Below are 17,652 nucleotides of genomic sequence, written 5' to 3'. Positions count from 1 at the left end.
GACTCATAACGAGAATCATTCAAGACCTATGAGAGAGAATTAATTTATATTAATAACAAAGAGACAAAGCATCAATCCTAAAGCAGTAAAAACTGTCATTTTTAAATTAACTACCTAATAAATGGGGGCTAACGTAATATAAAAATAAGCCTAAAATCCAAAGATTCGTCCTTGTGCTGTCCAAATCATAATGAATCATTCAAATACATTGCTATTAAAGCAGTTTATTAATTGCGTAACTGCTTATAAGACAGTTACGCAAATTTAAAATGACTATAAAAGCATCAATTTTCTTTAGATAGATTAATAATGATATAGAAAGAGTGATTTTACTAGAATTATTGTAATTCCTTCAATTTAAAGATTATTCATCTATTTTTAATATAGTTTGTAGAAATTTAATAGCTTATCTAACTACGCTCACCTCTTATCATTGATCTTATGTATATCTTACAATAAGACTTACTTTTGGACTTAAATGATACTTCTAAGACTACAATGCATTTTTTTTTATTTTATATTTTCTAGAATATAATTAATTAAAAGATAATTGTCTTGGTATTCTTATTTAAAACCCATCATAAGACTCTTATTGAGTCCTGAATGAGACTACTGATATTAATTTTTCTCTAAGCCAAATTATTGAAAAAAGGCACAGTCACTCCACCTTTAAATACCTCCCTTACTGTTAAATGTATAGATATCGATCATGCTGGTTACGGAGTTTGTAAATGGAATTCTTGTGTTATTAAAGTCCCTGGATTAATACCTAATGAAGAGGCTATCATCAAATGTGAATTACGTATAAAATCGTACTGGATAGCTAAAATTGAAAAAATAATTTTATACTCTAAATCAAGAACAGTTCCAATTTGTCCTGTAGCAGAAGAATGTGGGGGATGTACTTTACAACATATTAATGATAAGAATCAATTTATAATTAAAAATACTCAATTTTACAATGAGCTGGTCAGAACAAATTTGATAGATAAAAATTTTATTATTAATTCCTATCCCTCTTCATTAAATCTTAATTATAGAAATAAAGCGATTATGCCTGTAAGGTCTAACACTCCATCAACTATATCTATAGGTTATTACAAATATAATACTCATGATATAATTAATATAGATAGCTGCCCTGTATTAGATAATAGAATTAATAATATATTAGATACAATAATCAATCAACTATCAAACTCAAATATATATGCCGATAATGATCTATCCCAAGATAATGCTCTTAGGCATATCAGCATACGATTAGGAATAAATACAAATGAAATATTAATTACCTTTATTTCTAGTTACAAACTTAAGAATAAATTACGAACATTAGTATCTAACATAACATCAATTCACACTAATATTGTAGGAATTGTAAATAATATTCAGCCTAACAGAACTAATGTTATTTTTGGAGATGAAACATTTGTATTATTTGGGAGACCATATTTATTAGAGAAATTCTGTAATCTCAGATTTAGAATAGGAGTTACTTCTTTTTTTCAACCAAATCTTAATCTTGCTGAACAAATTATTAAGTTAATTACAAAATTTCTTAGTAAGGATAAGAGAGTAATAGATGCTTATTCTGGTATAGGTACAATATCAATACCTCTTGCAAATATTGGTTATGATGTTCTCTCTATAGAAAACAATATAGAGTCTAATAAATTAGCAATTATAAATGCAAAATTAAATCATATAACTAATATTAATTTCTATTGCGGTGATGTAGAAAAATATCTATATGATCTTCTTGAAGAAAGTGATGCACTTATTATTGACCCTCCTAGAAAAGGTTTATCTGTTAAAACAACAAATATTATTTTAGAAAGAATGCCAGATTTAATTATTTATCAAAGCTGTAACCCCTCTTCATTAAGAAGAGATTTAACATCAATTATAGAGAATGGTAATTATACTATAGATAATATTTCAACTCTGGACTTCTTCCCTCAAACAACTCACTTAGAATCTTTAACTATACTAAGAAAATTAAATTCTAAGTTCAGCTAATAATGTTGTTTTTAACTTATCGATTATCTTGTCATGAACTGGGTTTAATTCTATATCTTTTAGTGTTCTATTATCTTTACGATATGTAATCCTAAATGTTTGGCTTACTTTATTATCTTCTATATTATTTCCTTCATATCTATCAATTAAATTTACATCTTTGACGAGTGGCTTACCTACTTTCCTAATAATATTTATCACATCTATAGAATTACATTTATTAGGTAATACAAGAGAGATATCTCTTTCCATGGATGGAACTGTAGGGTATTTCTTGAAATCAACAGTCCATTTATTTTTTCTTGTAGAAGCTATTATTAGATTTTTTAAATCGATCTGAAATAAAAATAATGGGCTAGTGAATCCATATTTATCCATAAATTTAGGATGTAATTGTCCAAAAAATCCTGCTAATTTACCCTCTATGTTTAAACTTGCAGACTTTCCAGGGTGTAATATTAAATTGCTTTCTAAGGGTTTATCTATAATATCTATTCTTAATGCATTTAATGACCGTTCAATTAAACCTCTTGCCATATAATAATCCAGAACTTGTTCTTTAGAGTTATTCTGCCATTGACCTTGCCGTTTTATCCCAATCAAAGCTCCAGAGAGAATTTTAATTTCACAGAATTCATTATTTATTTTTTTATATACATTTCCGATCTCATAAATCCAGCATGCTTTTTGCCCGCTATCTATATTCCTTCTACATACATTTATATGTTCATCCCATAAGTTTGTTCTCAAATGACTTGTTTCACTAAGTAATGGATTTGATATAGAAATTCTTTCTTTATCTCTATCATCTTCTGAAACCAATGAAAATGTTGTTATTTCATTTAATCCACTGGATGAAAGATTAGATCTAATCCTTCTTTCAGCTATTTGACTACTATTTAAACCACCTGGTTTAATTGGATCAGGTAGATTTGAATCAAAATTATCATAACCTACTAACCTAGCTATTTCTTCTATAAGATCAATTTCTCTTTTTAGGTCAATTAATCTATTTGATGGTGGTTGAATATGCCAACCAATATCTGTTTCTTTAACAATACATCCTATTAATGTTAAAAAATCTTTAATCTGTGAATCAGGTAAATAATGCTCTTTATTTATTAATTTGCTATTATTATTATTTATTTTCACTGGACCTAGCAAATCATGTATTCTATCCCTTCTTAAATCAATATAAAAATTTTGTTTTCTTATTTCTCTAGTCCACCATTGGCCATTAAAAATAGAATCAGGAAAATTTTCCTTTATTAAGTCCATTGCTCGAGATGCTGCAATTATAGTTGTTTGGGGACTTATTCCTTTTTCAAATCTACTACTTGATTCTGTTCTAAGACCTATTTCTCTTGAAGAATTTCTAATAGATTGTTGAGTAAATAATGCAGCTTCTAACCATATATTTTTTGTATTATGGTTTACTGCAGAATTTAATCCACCTATTACACCAGCTATAGCTATTATCTTATTCGCACAGGTAATTACAGTTATATTATCTGGTAGTATATACTCTTTTTTGTCAATTGCGATAAATTTCTCACCTGATTCTGATTTTCTAACTCCAAAATCATTTTGAGTAATTTCCTTCCCTGCTAATTTATTGAGCTGATCAGCATCAAATGCATGTAGAGGCTGTCCCTGCTCTATCATTACATAATTTGTTATATCAACTATAGTGTTAATACTATTTATACCTAACTTTTCAAGCCTATCTATTAGCCAATTAGGTGAACTAATATCTCCTCTTAAATTAGTTATATGATGAATGCTATAAATTGAATCCTCAGTAATTAAGTTATCAGAAATTATTTTAGATTCGAACAATTTATATTTAATTGAATTTGATATTTTAGGTAGATTAAGTTTACTTCTCTTTATTGCTGATACTTCTCTAGCTATCCCTACCATTGACATTCCATCTGGTCTATTAGCTGTAATAGCCAAATCAAGAATAATATCCCTTAGGTTTAGTGCTGTTGATGCTGGTGTCCCAACCTTTGGGATTTTGACATCCATCTCTTCCAAAATTGCAATTCCCTCAGAATTATTTGAAATCCCTAGTTCTGCTAAAGAGCAAATCATACCCTCACTAATAACATCTCTTAATTTTGTTGTTTTTATATTCAATCCTATTGATTTTAAAAAACTGCCTTCAGTAGCTACCAATACATGAGTGGAATGCCTAACGTTTCTTGCACCGCAAACAATTTGAAGTGAATTTTCATTACCTATCTGTACTTTGCAAACATTTAATTTATCAGCATTTGGATGTGAGGATATTTCTTCTACAAATCCAACAATGACCCCATCAAGATCGGATGCTAAATCGAGTACATCCTCAACCTCAAAGCCTGACATTGAAAGGGATTCAGCTAGATCTGTTATGTCAGATGGGATCTCTACTAATTCTCTTAGCCAATTAATTGAAACCTTCATATCGTTTGATGATTATCCATAGATCCTACTTATTCAAAGCTTTAGTTTAAAAAATACAGCTCAGCTTGTAGGATAGTAGCTTAATATTACTTATCGCATAAGCCATGTCACGTCCTTATGGCAAATAAAAAGGGCGTCCGGTTCGTATCCACTCAATTGCAGCGATTACCGGTCCAAACCAGCCAATTGGTCTATAGGCACCTATAAAAGTGCATCTTATAGAGCAAAATCATTAAAAAACAAGCTGGAAACTTGAAACCTTAAGTTTCTCTTGTATTAAAATGATCTCTCCTTAATTAAGGAGAACAAATAAACCAATTACCTTTTAAAAAGGAATTTAACTTATGCCTAACTCATTATTTAAAAAGAAATTATCACCTATTAAACCAGGTGATCCAATAGATTATAAGGATGTTGAAACACTAAAAAAATTCATAACTGAAAGAGGAAAGATTCTTCCAAGAAGACTAACAGGACTAACAGCGAAACAACAAAGAGACATTACTACTGCTGTTAAGAGAGCTAGAATAATTGCCTTACTACCTTTTGTAAATCCAGAAGGATAGATAAATTAGTATTGATAATTAAAATGAGTAAAGGATCTAATAGAACAAATATAAATGATTAATAATATAGAATATATAGACAATACTATAGATATAAAGAATGGCATTAATATCCAATCATCAAAAGATTATAAAGATTTTATTGATCTCTCAGAATTAAAAACTTACACTATAGATGATAAAGATTCATTAGAAATAGATGATGCTATATCTTTAGATATTAATGGTTCTAATAATATCCTATGGATACATATCGCTTGTCCTAGCTTTTATATTAAATTAAATTCAAAACTAGATAATAATGCATTATTGAAATCATCTACAACTTACCTAATAGATAAAAATATATATTTATTTCCCGAAGAAATTATTAAATCTCAATTGAGTATTGAACACGGCAGAAAGAATCCAACACTTAGTCTAAAGATACTATTCAATAAAAAGAAAGATATCATTTCAGCAGAATTTTTTAAAGCTTTGATTGAACCAAATTATAAATTAACGTATGAAGAAGCAGATGAAATTCTAGATTATCAACCAAAACAGGAAAAAGAACTATTGCTAATAAATGAATTTCTAAAGTCACAACATAAAAAGAGAATTACCAATGGAGCAATAGAATTAGAAGAATCACAAGGTAAAATCATTGAAAAAAATAGTCAATTATTCCTAAAAATAATAGATAGGACAGTATCAAGGAAGTTAGTAGCGGAAGCAATGATATTATACGGTTCATTGTTTGCTAAAATTAGTAAGGAAAAAAACATACTAATTCCTTATAGAAATCAATTGGAGAGAGAAAATTATAATAAAGATAATAATGTATATTATGAAAACAAATATGTAATGAATTATCTAGTAAAGAAATCCCTAAGCAAATCAACAATAGACATAAGACCAATAAAACACCATAGTTTAGGTTTATCTGAATATACACAAGTAACATCTCCAATTAGAAGATATATAGATTTTATTACCCAATACCAGTTTATTTGCAATTTAAACGGTAATATTGGTTTGAGTAAAGATGAATTACAATTAAGAATTAATCAGTATATAACGGCTCAAAAAAATATCATTTCTGCGGCTAGAGAATCCAAGAATTATAATTTATTATGCTGGTTTAAAAAACAAAGTATAAATGAATTTGAAGTTACATTCTTAAGTTGGTTAAAGTACGAAGATTCAATAGCACTCTTTCATTTTAATGATGTATATATTGATCTAGCCTGTAAATATTACCCACCAAGTGAAATTGTTATTAGCCAAAATATACTTGTTTCAATAGATTATCTAAACAGTAAGCCAAACCTTATATATATAAAAAAAGTAAATTAATTACAACACTAGTCAATTTTCTTGATTATAATAAAATTAGAACTCATTTCATTAAGCTATATAAGATGCATATAACAATTACCACGCCTTTATATTATGTAAATGATAAACCACATTTAGGTAGTACTTATACAACGATAGCTTGTGATGCATTTGCTAGATATCATAGATTAATTGGCAATAAAGTTGAATTTATTACTGGAGTAGATGAACATGGACAAAAAATTCAAAGAACAGCTGAATCGAAAAATATTAAACCAATAGAACACTGTGATTCTATTTCAAAAGAATATCAGGACCTTTGGAGCCAATGGTTTATTTCCAATGATCATTTTGTAAGGACGACATCTCACCAACATATAGATTTAGTAGAAAGATTTTTCAAAAAGGTAAATGATAATGGCGACATACGAATTGGTAATCAGAAAGGATGGTATTGTGTAGGTTGCGAAGAATATAAAGAAGTAAAGGCTAATAATAATTCACCTGAATGCCCTATTCATCTAACAATGTTAGAGTGGAGAGATGAAGAAAACCTTTTCTTTTGTTTATCAAAATATCAAAAAGAAATTGAAAAGTTAGTATCTGATTCCTCATTTATACAGCCTTCAACAAGAAGAAACGAGATTATAAACTTTGTTTCTAAAGGCCTAAAAGATTTCTCAATATCAAGAATTAACGTCAAATGGGGTATCCCAGTGCCTGGGTACAAAGGACATACATTTTACGTATGGTTTGATGCATTATTAGGTTATATTAGTGCCCTCAGTGACAATCAACAAAATATTATTCTAGAAAAAGGTAAATTAAAAGGGTGGCCAAATGCTATTCACGTTATCGGGAAGGATATATTGAGATTTCATGCTGTATATTGGCCAGCTATGTTAATGTCTGCTGGTTTGGATATTCCTCAAAAAGTATTTGGACATGGTTTTCTGACAAGAGAAGGATTAAAAATGGGTAAATCATTAGGTAATGTATTAGATCCAAAAGAATTATTGGATAAATACGGAGATGAGCCACTCAGATGGTTTTTATTAAGTGATATAAAATTTGGACAAGATGGAGATTTTCAGCAAAAAAGGTTTATAGAGTTAGTTAATAATGACCTTGCAAATACAATAGGAAACTTACTCAATAGAACTTTAAATATGTCTAGAAAGTGGTTTAATAATTCTATACCAACAGATATTGATTATAATAATGATAATGAATTAAAAGTATTAGCTAAATCTATTATAAATGATTCACTAGTTTATTATGAAAATCTATCCTTTAAGGAAGTATGTCAACTTTTGATTAAGTTATCATCAGCTTCTAATTTGTATTTAAATGATAAGCAGCCATGGAAACTTATAAAAGATAATAATAGAATTGGTGAAGTAAGTCAATATATTTATAATGTTTTAGAAAGTTGTAGAATTATAGCTCTCTTAATAAATCCCATCCTTCCAAAAATAAGCCAAGAGATACTACGTCAACTTGGTTATAAAAATATACTAAATGAATGGAAGGATGAATTAAAATGGGGTAGGCTAAAAGAAGGTACTAAACTTCCAATTCCAAAGCCAATATTAAACAGAATTGAATAATGATAATTTCCAGATTATATTCAGCTCTGATAATAACCGTAGTTTTACTATCAGGTTGTAGTAAGTCTACTACTATAAAATCAAATAATAATTCTTCATATGATTTAAAGGAGTTTAACGTTCAACAATATAATAATAACGGTAAAAAGGAATTTGAACTAACAAGTCAATCAGCATATATTGAGCCAAATAACCAAACAGCAAAAGCTAATAAAACAATACTAATATTTTATCAAGATAATATACCTTCTTATAAGATTAATTCTGATAAATCTACCATAATAAATAATGGAGACAATATAAACTTTACAGGTAATGTAATCTTTAAATCAATAAACAATGGAGATATTGATGTTAGAGGAAGATCTATAGAATGGGATAAGAAAAAATTCAATGCAATAGTTAAAGGAAATATTGTAGCTATAGTAAATGATTCTCTAATAAAATCTAGTGAGGCAATTTATAACCATAAAAAAGATCAAATTAAATTTATTAATATACAGGAATATTCATATAAAAATAGAAATACATTAATAAATATAATTTCTAACCATGTAATATGGGATGGATCTTTAAACAGGTTGGTTTTTACATCTACTACTAAACCTGTAATAACAAAGATAAAATTATTTAATTAGTATATAAGTTTGAAAGTTTTTGGTAGATCTTTTTACTCCATCCCTCTATCCAAATTTCATCTGATTTTGTAAAGCATCTATCAGTCCATCCACCAACAATTAACCAACCATGATTATCTAATGGATTAACAATTACGGAAGGTAGATTAGGTACTATTGGATCAAACTCTGATCTACCTGGAAAGAACTTCATGTTAACTAAAGAAATATATTTAGATTTCCTAGATGATTCTATACAAATATTACCAGGTCTAAATTCATTTGAGGTTATAAGACCTCTCCTTAGAATTATTGTTTTATTGTAGTATATTAATATCGTAGAGGCAGCTGTTGCAGATAGAATTAACTGACTACCCCATGCTAATTCTAATCTTAAATCTTCATCTATTTCTTTAGTTAAATAGAACCCTTCTTCTGCTATTAAATCTTCTTTAATAAGGTTGTCCTGTGTATTATTATTTGTCTGTAGAAGAAAACCAATTAATAATATACTAACTGAGGTTAATGCTGCTATAACTTGAGATCTTTGAATTGCTGGTGTTATTTCTGTGATAGTAAATGAATTGATAAATATAAGAGTTATCATTAAAAAGCCTATTATTAAGGCGAATCTAGAAGAAAAATTCATAAATTATACAAGTGTCATTTTGATATAGGGATAGCCTATGTAGAGATTCTAGCTTTATTCACTTTACTCATTATGCTATTTTACTTAATAAATATAGACAAAAAAACAAGTAAATGCCAATATATTGATTAATCTCCTATAAAAACGTGATTAAAAAAGCTTCTTTACTTATATGCACACTAGTAATTTTATTTTCAAATATAATTTTTGTACCAAAATTATATGCTTTAGATTACCACTCACTTTATCATAATATAAAAACCAATGACTTTTCATATCTTATAACTCTTAACTATGAAGCAAAAGATCCTACAACATTAAATAATCCCGTAATAGATCCTAACTTCAATGTTATGAGAAAAAAAGAATTAAATAAGGGATTGGCAATTCCTCTTGTAGTTGGAATTCTCTTATTAGCAGTTGCAGCTCCATTAGGAGCTTGGTGGTTCTTTTCAAAGTAATATAATTAATAGCTAAGTGATTTATAATTCTAAGGTTAATCTAATACTTATTTCCGGTCCTGTAAAAAGTGGTAAAAGTAAATGGGCAGAAAAAATAATTTCTCAAAACAAAGATATCACTTATATAGCAACTCATATCAATGATAATAGTAAGGAATGGAAGATTAGATTAGAGCAACATAAGAAAAGACGGCCTAAAGAATGGCATACTATAGAAACACCAGATATTATAAAAGTAATTAGTGATATCGATAATTCTCAAGCAATATTAATAGATTCCCTGGGTGGAATTGTATCTTACTATATCCACTGTGAACAAAACGAATGGAATATAATTAAGAAGAATATTATTTTATCACTAAAAAAATATAAAGGATTTTCAGTAATAGTATCCGAAGAAACAGGATGGTCTGTATCACCTCATACAAAAATTGGAAATAGATTTAGAGATAGACTAGGAGAATTGACCCAAGAAATTGATTCTATTTCAACAGATAGTTGGTTAGTGGTTCATGGTAGAGCTATAAATCTAAATACTAATAGCTTAAATATAAATACCTATTAAAGATGATTCACAATATCAGAATAGGACTTTTTGAACCTCGTATACCACAAAATACTGGAAATATTGGTAGAACATGCCTTGCATTTAATTTTCCTCTAGATTTAATTTATCCCTTGGGTTTTTCATTAGATAATTCATACTTAAAGAGAGCTGGTCTAGATTATTGGAAAAATGTAAATTTAACTACACATAAAAATTTTACAAATTATCAAGAATATGTAAAAAATTCTCGTATTATAGCTTTCAGCAAAGATGGTGATATTAATCTTGATTCATTGATATTCAAAAAAGATGATTGTTTATTATTTGGTAGAGAAGATAATGGTCTACCCAATTCAGTAAAGAGTAAATGTAATCTTGTAGCTACAATACAAATGCCTTCAAAGTATCATTCAATACGTAATAAATCTGGGGTTAGAAGCCTTAATTTATCAGTAGCATGTGGAATCGCGGCATACTATGCAATGAGATCATGTTCGTAATATTATCTAAAGTAAATATACATATTAATCTATTTTGAACAAACATTATTTCAAATGAATTCTATATTAATTTACCATGAATTAATATATTTCTATATATATAAAACAAAAATATTGACTTATTTCATACAGGCAATAGATTATAAATATAAATACTAAATTAAAATAATTAAATGAAGCGAGGATTAATTAAGTCATTATTTATAACATTGTCTCTATATACTTTTAATATATCAACACCCATAAAAGCAGATGAATTCTCTATTATTTTAATTCCAGATACACAATCATATACAAAGAAGAAAGAAAATATAACTTATTTTGAAAATCAAATAAAATGGATAGTTCAAAACAAAGAAAAGTTAAATATAGTATTCATTTCTCATGTAGGAGACGTAATAGACAATCCACCAAATAAATTAGAAGAACTAATTAAAATTGATAATGTCTGTCCTAAATTTTTATTCAAATATATCACAAATAATAATATTAGATGGAAAAGAGCCCTAAATTCTTTACGTCATTTAGAAGTTAACAATGCACCAATACCATATTCTGTAGTACCAGGTAATATGGATTATGATTGTTGGAATAATAAAAAATATAATGAGAACTTTAAAAAATATTTTGGAGCTCAAAGATATTTAAAAAGAAATTGGTTTTTAGGATATGACACTAATCAAAGTAGTTTTGCTCAAAGGTTTAATGCTAATGGTGAGCCCTTTATTCATATCGGATTAGAGTGGTTACCTTCTGATAAATCAATAGAATTTGCACAGAACATTATGTTAGATAATCCTAAAATACCAGTTATATTAACTACTCACCAATATTTAAAATCTAAGAAAAAAGTATCTATAGATAAGGTAGGGAATACGCCTCATGATACAGGTAATAATAGCCCTAAGGAATTGTTTAAGAAGCTTATAGAACCATTCCCTCAAATCTTTATGGTGTTATCAGGTCATTATCAAGGAGATGCTTTATTAAAGACGCAGACTATTTTAAACAGAGATGTAATACAAATATTAGCTGACTATCAATTTGATCCTAATGGCGGAAATGGCTGGCTTAAAATACTTAATATAAATACCTCTAAAAATATCTTAAATGTAAAAAGCTATTCTCCTAATTATATTTATTCATCAAATAATATACCTAATAGATATCTTGATAAATTTGGTAATTATACTACAGAATTACATATAAAGAAAAATATAGAATTTTTAAAAAAACATCAGCTTATACACTATAGGGAAGGTCAAATACTTAGAAATAATATATATAAAGGAAATATTGTAAAAACAATAAATTATAAGAATAATAATGCTTTAAAATCCAATAAAGATATTTTATTATCAAATACACAAACAAATGAAGATTATGCCCTAATTAAATTTAATGGAATTCATACAAATCCTAAATTTCAAATTCCAAAAAACGTAAATATAGTTAAAGCAATACTTACATTAACAATAGAAGGAGATTCAAAAGCAAAGGGTAGTTATGGATTATATGAAATTAATGACAACTGGAAAAATATAATTAAATCGAATCATAAACGAGATAAAATTGATACTTCAAAATTACTAGTTATAGATAAATACATAAATAATATTAATGGCACTAAAAGTATAGATGTTACAGATAGTATAAAAAGATGGCAGAAAGGCGCCCCTAATTATGGATGGTTATTAAGGGCAAATGATAATTCTAATCTAATAATTAGATCTGAGAAATGGAAAGCCATAACAGAACGTCCAATGATTACAGTTATCTATAAATAATATCAAATTAATTAAAATTTCCTATAACTTATATTAAACCTAAACAGGTTAATCCATTAATATATTTTGAACATGATGTAAGTCTATATGGAAAATTCTGAGATATTAGAGATGCATCATTAGAATCTTTAGCATTATATTTAATTTCTATTATACGGTTACTATCTGGAATAGAACCTATTAAAGGTATTTTTCTATTCTGTAGGTCATAATTAAACAAATTATATTCAATATCCTTATCAAAAGTAACTCTATATGCAGAACAATTAGATAAATAATAGCGTCTATTATAAGAAACTATGATTAAAGGTTTAATTATATAAAGTAAGTTAGTAAGGTTATTAGGGATATTTGAATCAATAGCAAGAAATGAAAGATTAAATTGATTCTTAAATAGAGATTCTATGTTAATATCAATATTTATCTTATGACCTACTAGACCTCTTTTAGATTTAATTTCAAGTTTAGGTTTCTCTAAATCAGTTTTAGAGCCATAGTATCTAATTCTAAACTTATCTCTATAACCTATACCATCAATATTTAAGTTTGCTAAATATAAAGAATCAGTATCATAATAAATAGAATTAATTCTCCTTTCTGAATAAATCTCTGAAATACCTGAAGGTATAATTGTTTGTAAAATATCAAGAGATTCTAAATTAGAATTATCAACAAATTTCTTTTCGTGTCTATAAACTATATTATTTAGATCCATTAATATCCTCCTTTATATAAAGTTGATTATAGACGTTAATACTGTTAGGTATAAAGATATTATATTTAGAGGAAATTGTTGAACCAGGTTCTAATAAATATTTAGAATGACAGGTGGAACTATTTGATAACAATTTAATTGACGCTGGTCCATATTCTGGTTTCTTTTTATATGCTGTCAGGCAAAATTCAACATTATTAATAGATATATTTGAGATTTTTACATTAGAGAGATCCTTACTGGCAATTCCTATAAATGAGTCAGAAACTTTAATATTATTAGCTATAACATTACCCTCTTCGCCAACACTTATTGCCTTGTCGCCTGAGGAGATAATGCTGATATTATTTAGAGTAACATCTGCACCAGAAATATCTATTGAATCATTACCAGTATTTGAAAAGCTTGAGTTAGATATAGTACCATTAGAAAAATCAATATCTATAGCATCTGATGCTGAGCCTATAAATTTAGTATTATTAATTAGAAAAGGAGAGCGTACTAGGTTAAGAGAATCTTCAGAAGATGCCTGTGAAAAAGTAGAATCCTCTATTGTAACTGGAGAATTGTAAAATGTTAAACCTCCTGTGATGTTTATAGAAGCAATGGATGGTTCAGATAAACTATTAAAAAATGAATGTGTTATAACCGATCGAGAATTAGCATTAATTACAATTAATCCTTTTCCTGTCGAATCATTATTGATATAAATAGGAAGATCTCTAGATCCTTGTAAAAATAGTGGTCCCTGAATTAAAATTAGTGCATTATTTTTAAGGGTAATGGAGACACCTTTAAGTATCTTAAGTTTATAGTTAGTAGGCATAATTAAAGGTTTATCAATAACCACACTAGTACCAATAGTAATCTCCTTAGCTTTCTTATCTACCTTTAAAAATTCGAAATCCTTAATATTAGTACGTCTTCTTACTAAATAATTAGTGGGTGTAGTTTGATTTGAAAATGGTAATGTCTTAAGTGAAATTGTTTGAATAGACGTTGAGCCGATAAGATTATATTTAATATTAATTAAATTATTAGATAATGAATTAGCAGAAGGATAATTAGAATTTTTAGAAATAAATTTAATATTTCTAGAGCGTAGTCTATTAAATCTATCTAATGGTTCTAAAATTTCTTGTGCTGATGGATAATAATGAATTCCATTATATTCTAATGATTTAATATTTAGTGGAAGTGTAGTTTTGTTATATAACTCAAGATCTAAAATATTATTACCGTTTATAGGACTATTTAAAACTAAGCCAATAGGTTTATCGGGTGTTAATCTTGTTAGTATATATTTTCTATTTTTATATAGTTCAGAATTAAGAAACTTTACATGAGGGTAGGATCTGTGAATTTTAGTTAATGTAACTTTTAAATCTTTATTAATATAATCTAAAAAATTCTCTAGGTATCCAGGTGAAGTTAATCTTTGTAAGTTAGAGATATATTCTTTTACAAATAATGGATCATTAAATATATTTAATGTATTTAAATCAGACGATAGAATTCTTTGTTGTGTTCTTATAGGATATTGTGCGTCATAGCCAATTGGTAGTAATCTAGCAATAATAGGATTAAAATAAAACCTCATATCATACCATGTATTAGCTTTTCCAGCTTGTAATAGATCTAATAACGCGAAATATTTTGCTGTTAATTCAAGATCAAATACATCTGAAGATTTATATTTATTTTTAAGAAAATCATTAAATAAGTCCTTAGCAAGATTATATTGTGATATTTGTTGAGGATTTGTTGAAATTTTATTTTGATTAAATGTATCTATATCTGAGTTGTTTTGGTTTACTGTAAAATAGTTGAAACGACTATTATCAATTTCTAGCATCCTTTGTCTCTCATTTCTAAGATCCTGGTCTGAAAGTTTTATTATAGGACCTTCTCTAAACTTACTATTTTCAATTACTGCTTTACCAAAATGTTCCTCTATTGCATATACACCTAAATATTTACCATTAAGATAAAATGGTTTAAAGTCATATCTTAAATATGGAAGATTTTCATATTTAAGTAACTTATGAAATACATACTCATTAATATAGTTTCTTGTTCTGGGATGCTGAAGTGAAAACTCATACATACCTTCGAATGAAGTGTCTTTTTTTGTTTGGATTCTAAATGACCATTTATCTCCTAAAAGGTGATCTGTCCAATCACCTTTTAATCTTAATTCAATTGGATAATTAGTACCTTTATAACTAATTGAGCCATTGACCTGATCATCATCTGATCTAATTAAAATTCCATCTTTAATAGCCTTATTTCTAATATTTTTAATTTTATTAAGGTTCTTGATACTAATATTTAATCTAATGTCATTCTGCTTAATTATAAATGACTTTATATAATTAGTTCCAATAGATAATAGATTTCCACCAAATAAATATGTTTCATTACCAAGATAACCTATTCTGGTATCAATCTTATTTAAGGTTTTACTTATAATATTTGATATATTTGGATTAGATGGTTTACCAAAATCTAATGGAATCAGGATTATACCTATAGAAGTAAAACCTATTAACGTCTTAAGGAAAATAGATTTCCTATTTATTTTTGATAAATAATCTAAGATCCTAAGAGATCTAGTATTATTTTTAATTTTTTTTTCAAAAACTAACATAAGTTAAATTATATGGAGGACTAATAATTGCTATCTACAATAGTAAAACTAGCATTAGGAAATGCTGCAGATACTTCTTTAGTTATAGAATCTATATCAATAAATCTATTGGGTAAGATAGAAAGTGTCATTGTAGTAAACCTGTCTTTAGTGGAATTATTAACTGACAGATTATTAAAGTTAACTCTTAAGCAGTTTGTAGACAGAATTGAAATTAATGTATTAATTTCATCTGGATTAATACCGTTGACAGAGATTCTTATTAAATTTTGTATTTTTTTTCTTCCAGATAACCAATTATAAAAATAAACAAAAAATGACGTGAGTAATAAGCCAATGATTGCTGCCGAGTATTGATCCGCTCCTGTAGCTAAGCCAATACCTATACAAAGAAATATATATGTTAATTCCTCTGGTTCCTTTACTGGAGTTCTAAATCTTACAATTGATAAAGCCCCGACTAAACCTAGCGACAATGCTAATGATGACTTTACTACTGCAATTATTATTGTTGTTCCAATACTGAGAATAGGAAATACTCTAGCTAATGTTTCTGGATTTGATAAAGAATGCGATTGCGATTTATATAACTTTGAAAGCAAATAAGAGAGAGAGAATGATAAAAGAATAGAAAAAGCAAATGAACTACTAGATAGTTGAGTGGAATCAAAGGAAAAATTTGTAAGGATATTATTGTTCAAAGTTAAAATTTAAATTAATACTAGAATCTATTCTACTACATTATTGCTTAATTAATAATCACTAACCCTCTGAAAGTCATTTTAATTGGGATACGCTTCAAAAGCACTGCTATGAAAGCACTTTATGAACATCGAAAAAACGAATGATTTATAATAAGTGTAACAACTACTCCTTTAAAAAAGACCAGCCATAGTAATCCATAATGAGTTAAGCCAAGCTTCTTTTGATACCAAGTGATTAATTGTTTATGTTTTATTATTAAATTCATAGAAATATTAAATTTACAATGTCATAGTAACAATAAGTTATTAATCTACATAGTAATATAAACATTAGTATTATTATTTATTCCAAATACCTCCTTTACAATAACTAGCGGCTAATGAATAGTTTAGTTTTTAAATAGAATTTCCTCTACTGAATTATTATATGACTTTGATTCATTATTCATTGATTTAACTTGTAAAGAAATTGCAACTAATGCGATAGTAGAAATGAGCATAGAAGTTGCTTTGAGTAATGAATAAATATAAATAAATTTTTTCTTATATTTTAATTTATTTTTAAATTTTTTCTTTTCTTTAGCCATTTAATTATTCAGTAATTGAAGCTATACTATTATTATTCTAGCTTTTTAAATGATTATTGTAAAAAATGAAATATGGTTACCAAGACTTTTTCTTGTGTTCATTAGCAATGTCAGTAAATCCTTTATTAATAGAGTGCGGGATTTATTTTAATTCCACAATAGCTTACAATAGTGTGGCTTCTATAGCTTGTCAGTGTAGCTCAGCTGGTTAGAGCACAGCATTCATAACGCTGAGGTCGAGAGTTCAAGTCTCTCCACTGACATTTTAAATCCTGATAAAGCTATATATATAATAACTTCTTGATATAAATTCTTAAACGATATTATATTGAATATATTATGTATACTTGAATATTATTTTTCATAGATTATAATTTTTCTTATTCCTATTAGAGTTATTTATATGATCTGATAAGTTGGCTTTAGCTTTAGTTTTATCTATACTTGGTAGAGGATGATTAATTAA

15 protein-coding genes and 1 tRNA gene are annotated in these 17,652 nt (G+C 27.3%); 10 read left to right on the top strand and 6 right to left on the bottom strand.

Translation table 11 applies throughout. The features are described from left to right. Positions 1-642: 642 nt before the first annotated feature. Complete coding sequence (rlmD, locus tag O5636_RS01865) at positions 643-2,022, top strand: 23S rRNA (uracil(1939)-C(5))-methyltransferase RlmD (protein ID WP_269622930.1); 1,380 nt, start codon at positions 643-645, stop codon at positions 2,020-2,022. Here the strand turns inward: rlmD and pheT are convergent. Next, the gene (gene pheT / locus O5636_RS01860; RefSeq protein ID WP_269622929.1) at positions 2,002-4,473 is read right to left on the bottom strand and encodes a phenylalanine--tRNA ligase subunit beta; all 2,472 of its coding nucleotides are present in this window, start codon (positions 4,471-4,473) and stop codon (positions 2,002-2,004) included. The two genes, rlmD and pheT, sit on opposite strands and share 21 nt — an antisense overlap. Before the next feature lie 344 nt (positions 4,474-4,817). Between pheT and rpsR the strand changes: the two genes are divergently transcribed. The 4 genes from rpsR to lptC all read left to right on the top strand — a co-directional run bounded on the left by rpsR (position 4,818) and on the right by lptC (position 8,607). Then, the gene (gene rpsR, locus O5636_RS01855) at positions 4,818-5,039 is read left to right on the top strand and encodes a 30S ribosomal protein S18 (RefSeq protein ID WP_269622928.1); all 222 of its coding nucleotides are present in this window, start codon (positions 4,818-4,820) and stop codon (positions 5,037-5,039) included. Between the two features lie 54 nt (positions 5,040-5,093). Continuing rightward, positions 5,094-6,377: a ribonuclease catalytic domain-containing protein gene (locus O5636_RS01850; protein WP_269622927.1), complete on the top strand. Its 1,284-nt coding sequence runs from the start codon at positions 5,094-5,096 to the stop codon at positions 6,375-6,377. Between the two features lie 65 nt (positions 6,378-6,442). Then, positions 6,443-7,969, top strand: a complete 1,527-nt coding sequence (metG, locus tag O5636_RS01845) for a methionine--tRNA ligase (protein ID WP_269622926.1) — start codon at positions 6,443-6,445, stop codon at positions 7,967-7,969. Continuing rightward, positions 7,969-8,607 (top strand): LPS export ABC transporter periplasmic protein LptC, encoded by a 639-nt coding sequence (lptC, locus tag O5636_RS01840; RefSeq protein ID WP_269622925.1) that lies wholly within the window; start codon positions 7,969-7,971, stop codon positions 8,605-8,607. Before metG ends, lptC begins: the two co-directional genes overlap by 1 nt. On the opposite strand, the gene O5636_RS01835 is transcribed toward lptC, so the two are convergent. Next, positions 8,600-9,235, bottom strand: a complete 636-nt coding sequence (locus O5636_RS01835) for a cofactor assembly of complex C subunit B (RefSeq protein ID WP_269622924.1) — start codon at positions 9,233-9,235, stop codon at positions 8,600-8,602. The two genes, lptC and O5636_RS01835, sit on opposite strands and share 8 nt — an antisense overlap. Positions 9,236-9,381: 146 nt before the next feature. Here O5636_RS01835 and O5636_RS01830 point away from each other — a divergent pair, with 146 nt between their 5' ends. The 4 genes from O5636_RS01830 to O5636_RS01815 all read left to right on the top strand — a co-directional run bounded on the left by O5636_RS01830 (position 9,382) and on the right by O5636_RS01815 (position 12,530). Beyond that, on the top strand, positions 9,382-9,696 hold the full coding sequence (locus tag O5636_RS01830) for a hypothetical protein (RefSeq protein ID WP_269622923.1): 315 nt from the start codon (positions 9,382-9,384) through the stop codon (positions 9,694-9,696). Between the two features lie 16 nt (positions 9,697-9,712). Next, positions 9,713-10,261, top strand: coding sequence for a bifunctional adenosylcobinamide kinase/adenosylcobinamide-phosphate guanylyltransferase (locus tag O5636_RS01825; RefSeq protein ID WP_269622922.1), 549 nt, complete (start codon positions 9,713-9,715; stop codon positions 10,259-10,261). A 2-nt stretch (positions 10,262-10,263) separates the two neighbouring features. Further along, positions 10,264-10,743, top strand: a complete 480-nt coding sequence (locus O5636_RS01820) for a tRNA (cytidine(34)-2'-O)-methyltransferase (RefSeq protein ID WP_269622921.1) — start codon at positions 10,264-10,266, stop codon at positions 10,741-10,743. Between the two features lie 173 nt (positions 10,744-10,916). Beyond that, complete coding sequence (locus O5636_RS01815) at positions 10,917-12,530, top strand: DNRLRE domain-containing protein (protein WP_269622920.1); 1,614 nt, start codon at positions 10,917-10,919, stop codon at positions 12,528-12,530. Positions 12,531-12,558: 28 nt separating this feature from the next. Here the strand turns inward: O5636_RS01815 and O5636_RS01810 are convergent, their stop codons facing one another. The 4 genes from O5636_RS01810 to O5636_RS01795 form a co-directional block, all read right to left on the bottom strand. After that, positions 12,559-13,245 (bottom strand): VTC domain-containing protein, encoded by a 687-nt coding sequence (locus O5636_RS01810; protein WP_269622919.1) that lies wholly within the window; start codon positions 13,243-13,245, stop codon positions 12,559-12,561. Next, on the bottom strand, positions 13,232-15,895 hold the full coding sequence (locus tag O5636_RS01805) for a right-handed parallel beta-helix repeat-containing protein (protein WP_269622918.1): 2,664 nt from the start codon (positions 15,893-15,895) through the stop codon (positions 13,232-13,234). The genes O5636_RS01810 and O5636_RS01805 overlap by 14 nt, the downstream gene beginning before the upstream one ends. Before the next feature lie 20 nt (positions 15,896-15,915). Then, positions 15,916-16,596: a DUF4956 domain-containing protein gene (locus O5636_RS01800; protein ID WP_269622917.1), complete on the bottom strand. Its 681-nt coding sequence runs from the start codon at positions 16,594-16,596 to the stop codon at positions 15,916-15,918. 392 nt (positions 16,597-16,988) lie between these two features. Next, positions 16,989-17,186: a hypothetical protein gene (locus O5636_RS01795; protein ID WP_269622916.1), complete on the bottom strand. Its 198-nt coding sequence runs from the start codon at positions 17,184-17,186 to the stop codon at positions 16,989-16,991. Between the two features lie 189 nt (positions 17,187-17,375). Between O5636_RS01795 and O5636_RS01790 the strand changes: the two genes are divergently transcribed. Beyond that, positions 17,376-17,449, top strand: a tRNA-Met gene (locus tag O5636_RS01790). The last annotated feature ends 203 nt before the right edge of the window (positions 17,450-17,652 follow it).

Source organism: Prochlorococcus marinus str. MIT 0918 (assembly GCF_027359415.1).
Lineage (GTDB): Bacteria > Cyanobacteriota > Cyanobacteriia > PCC-6307 > Cyanobiaceae > Prochlorococcus_E > Prochlorococcus_E marinus_C.
This window is presented reverse-complemented; position numbering and strand designations above follow the sequence as displayed.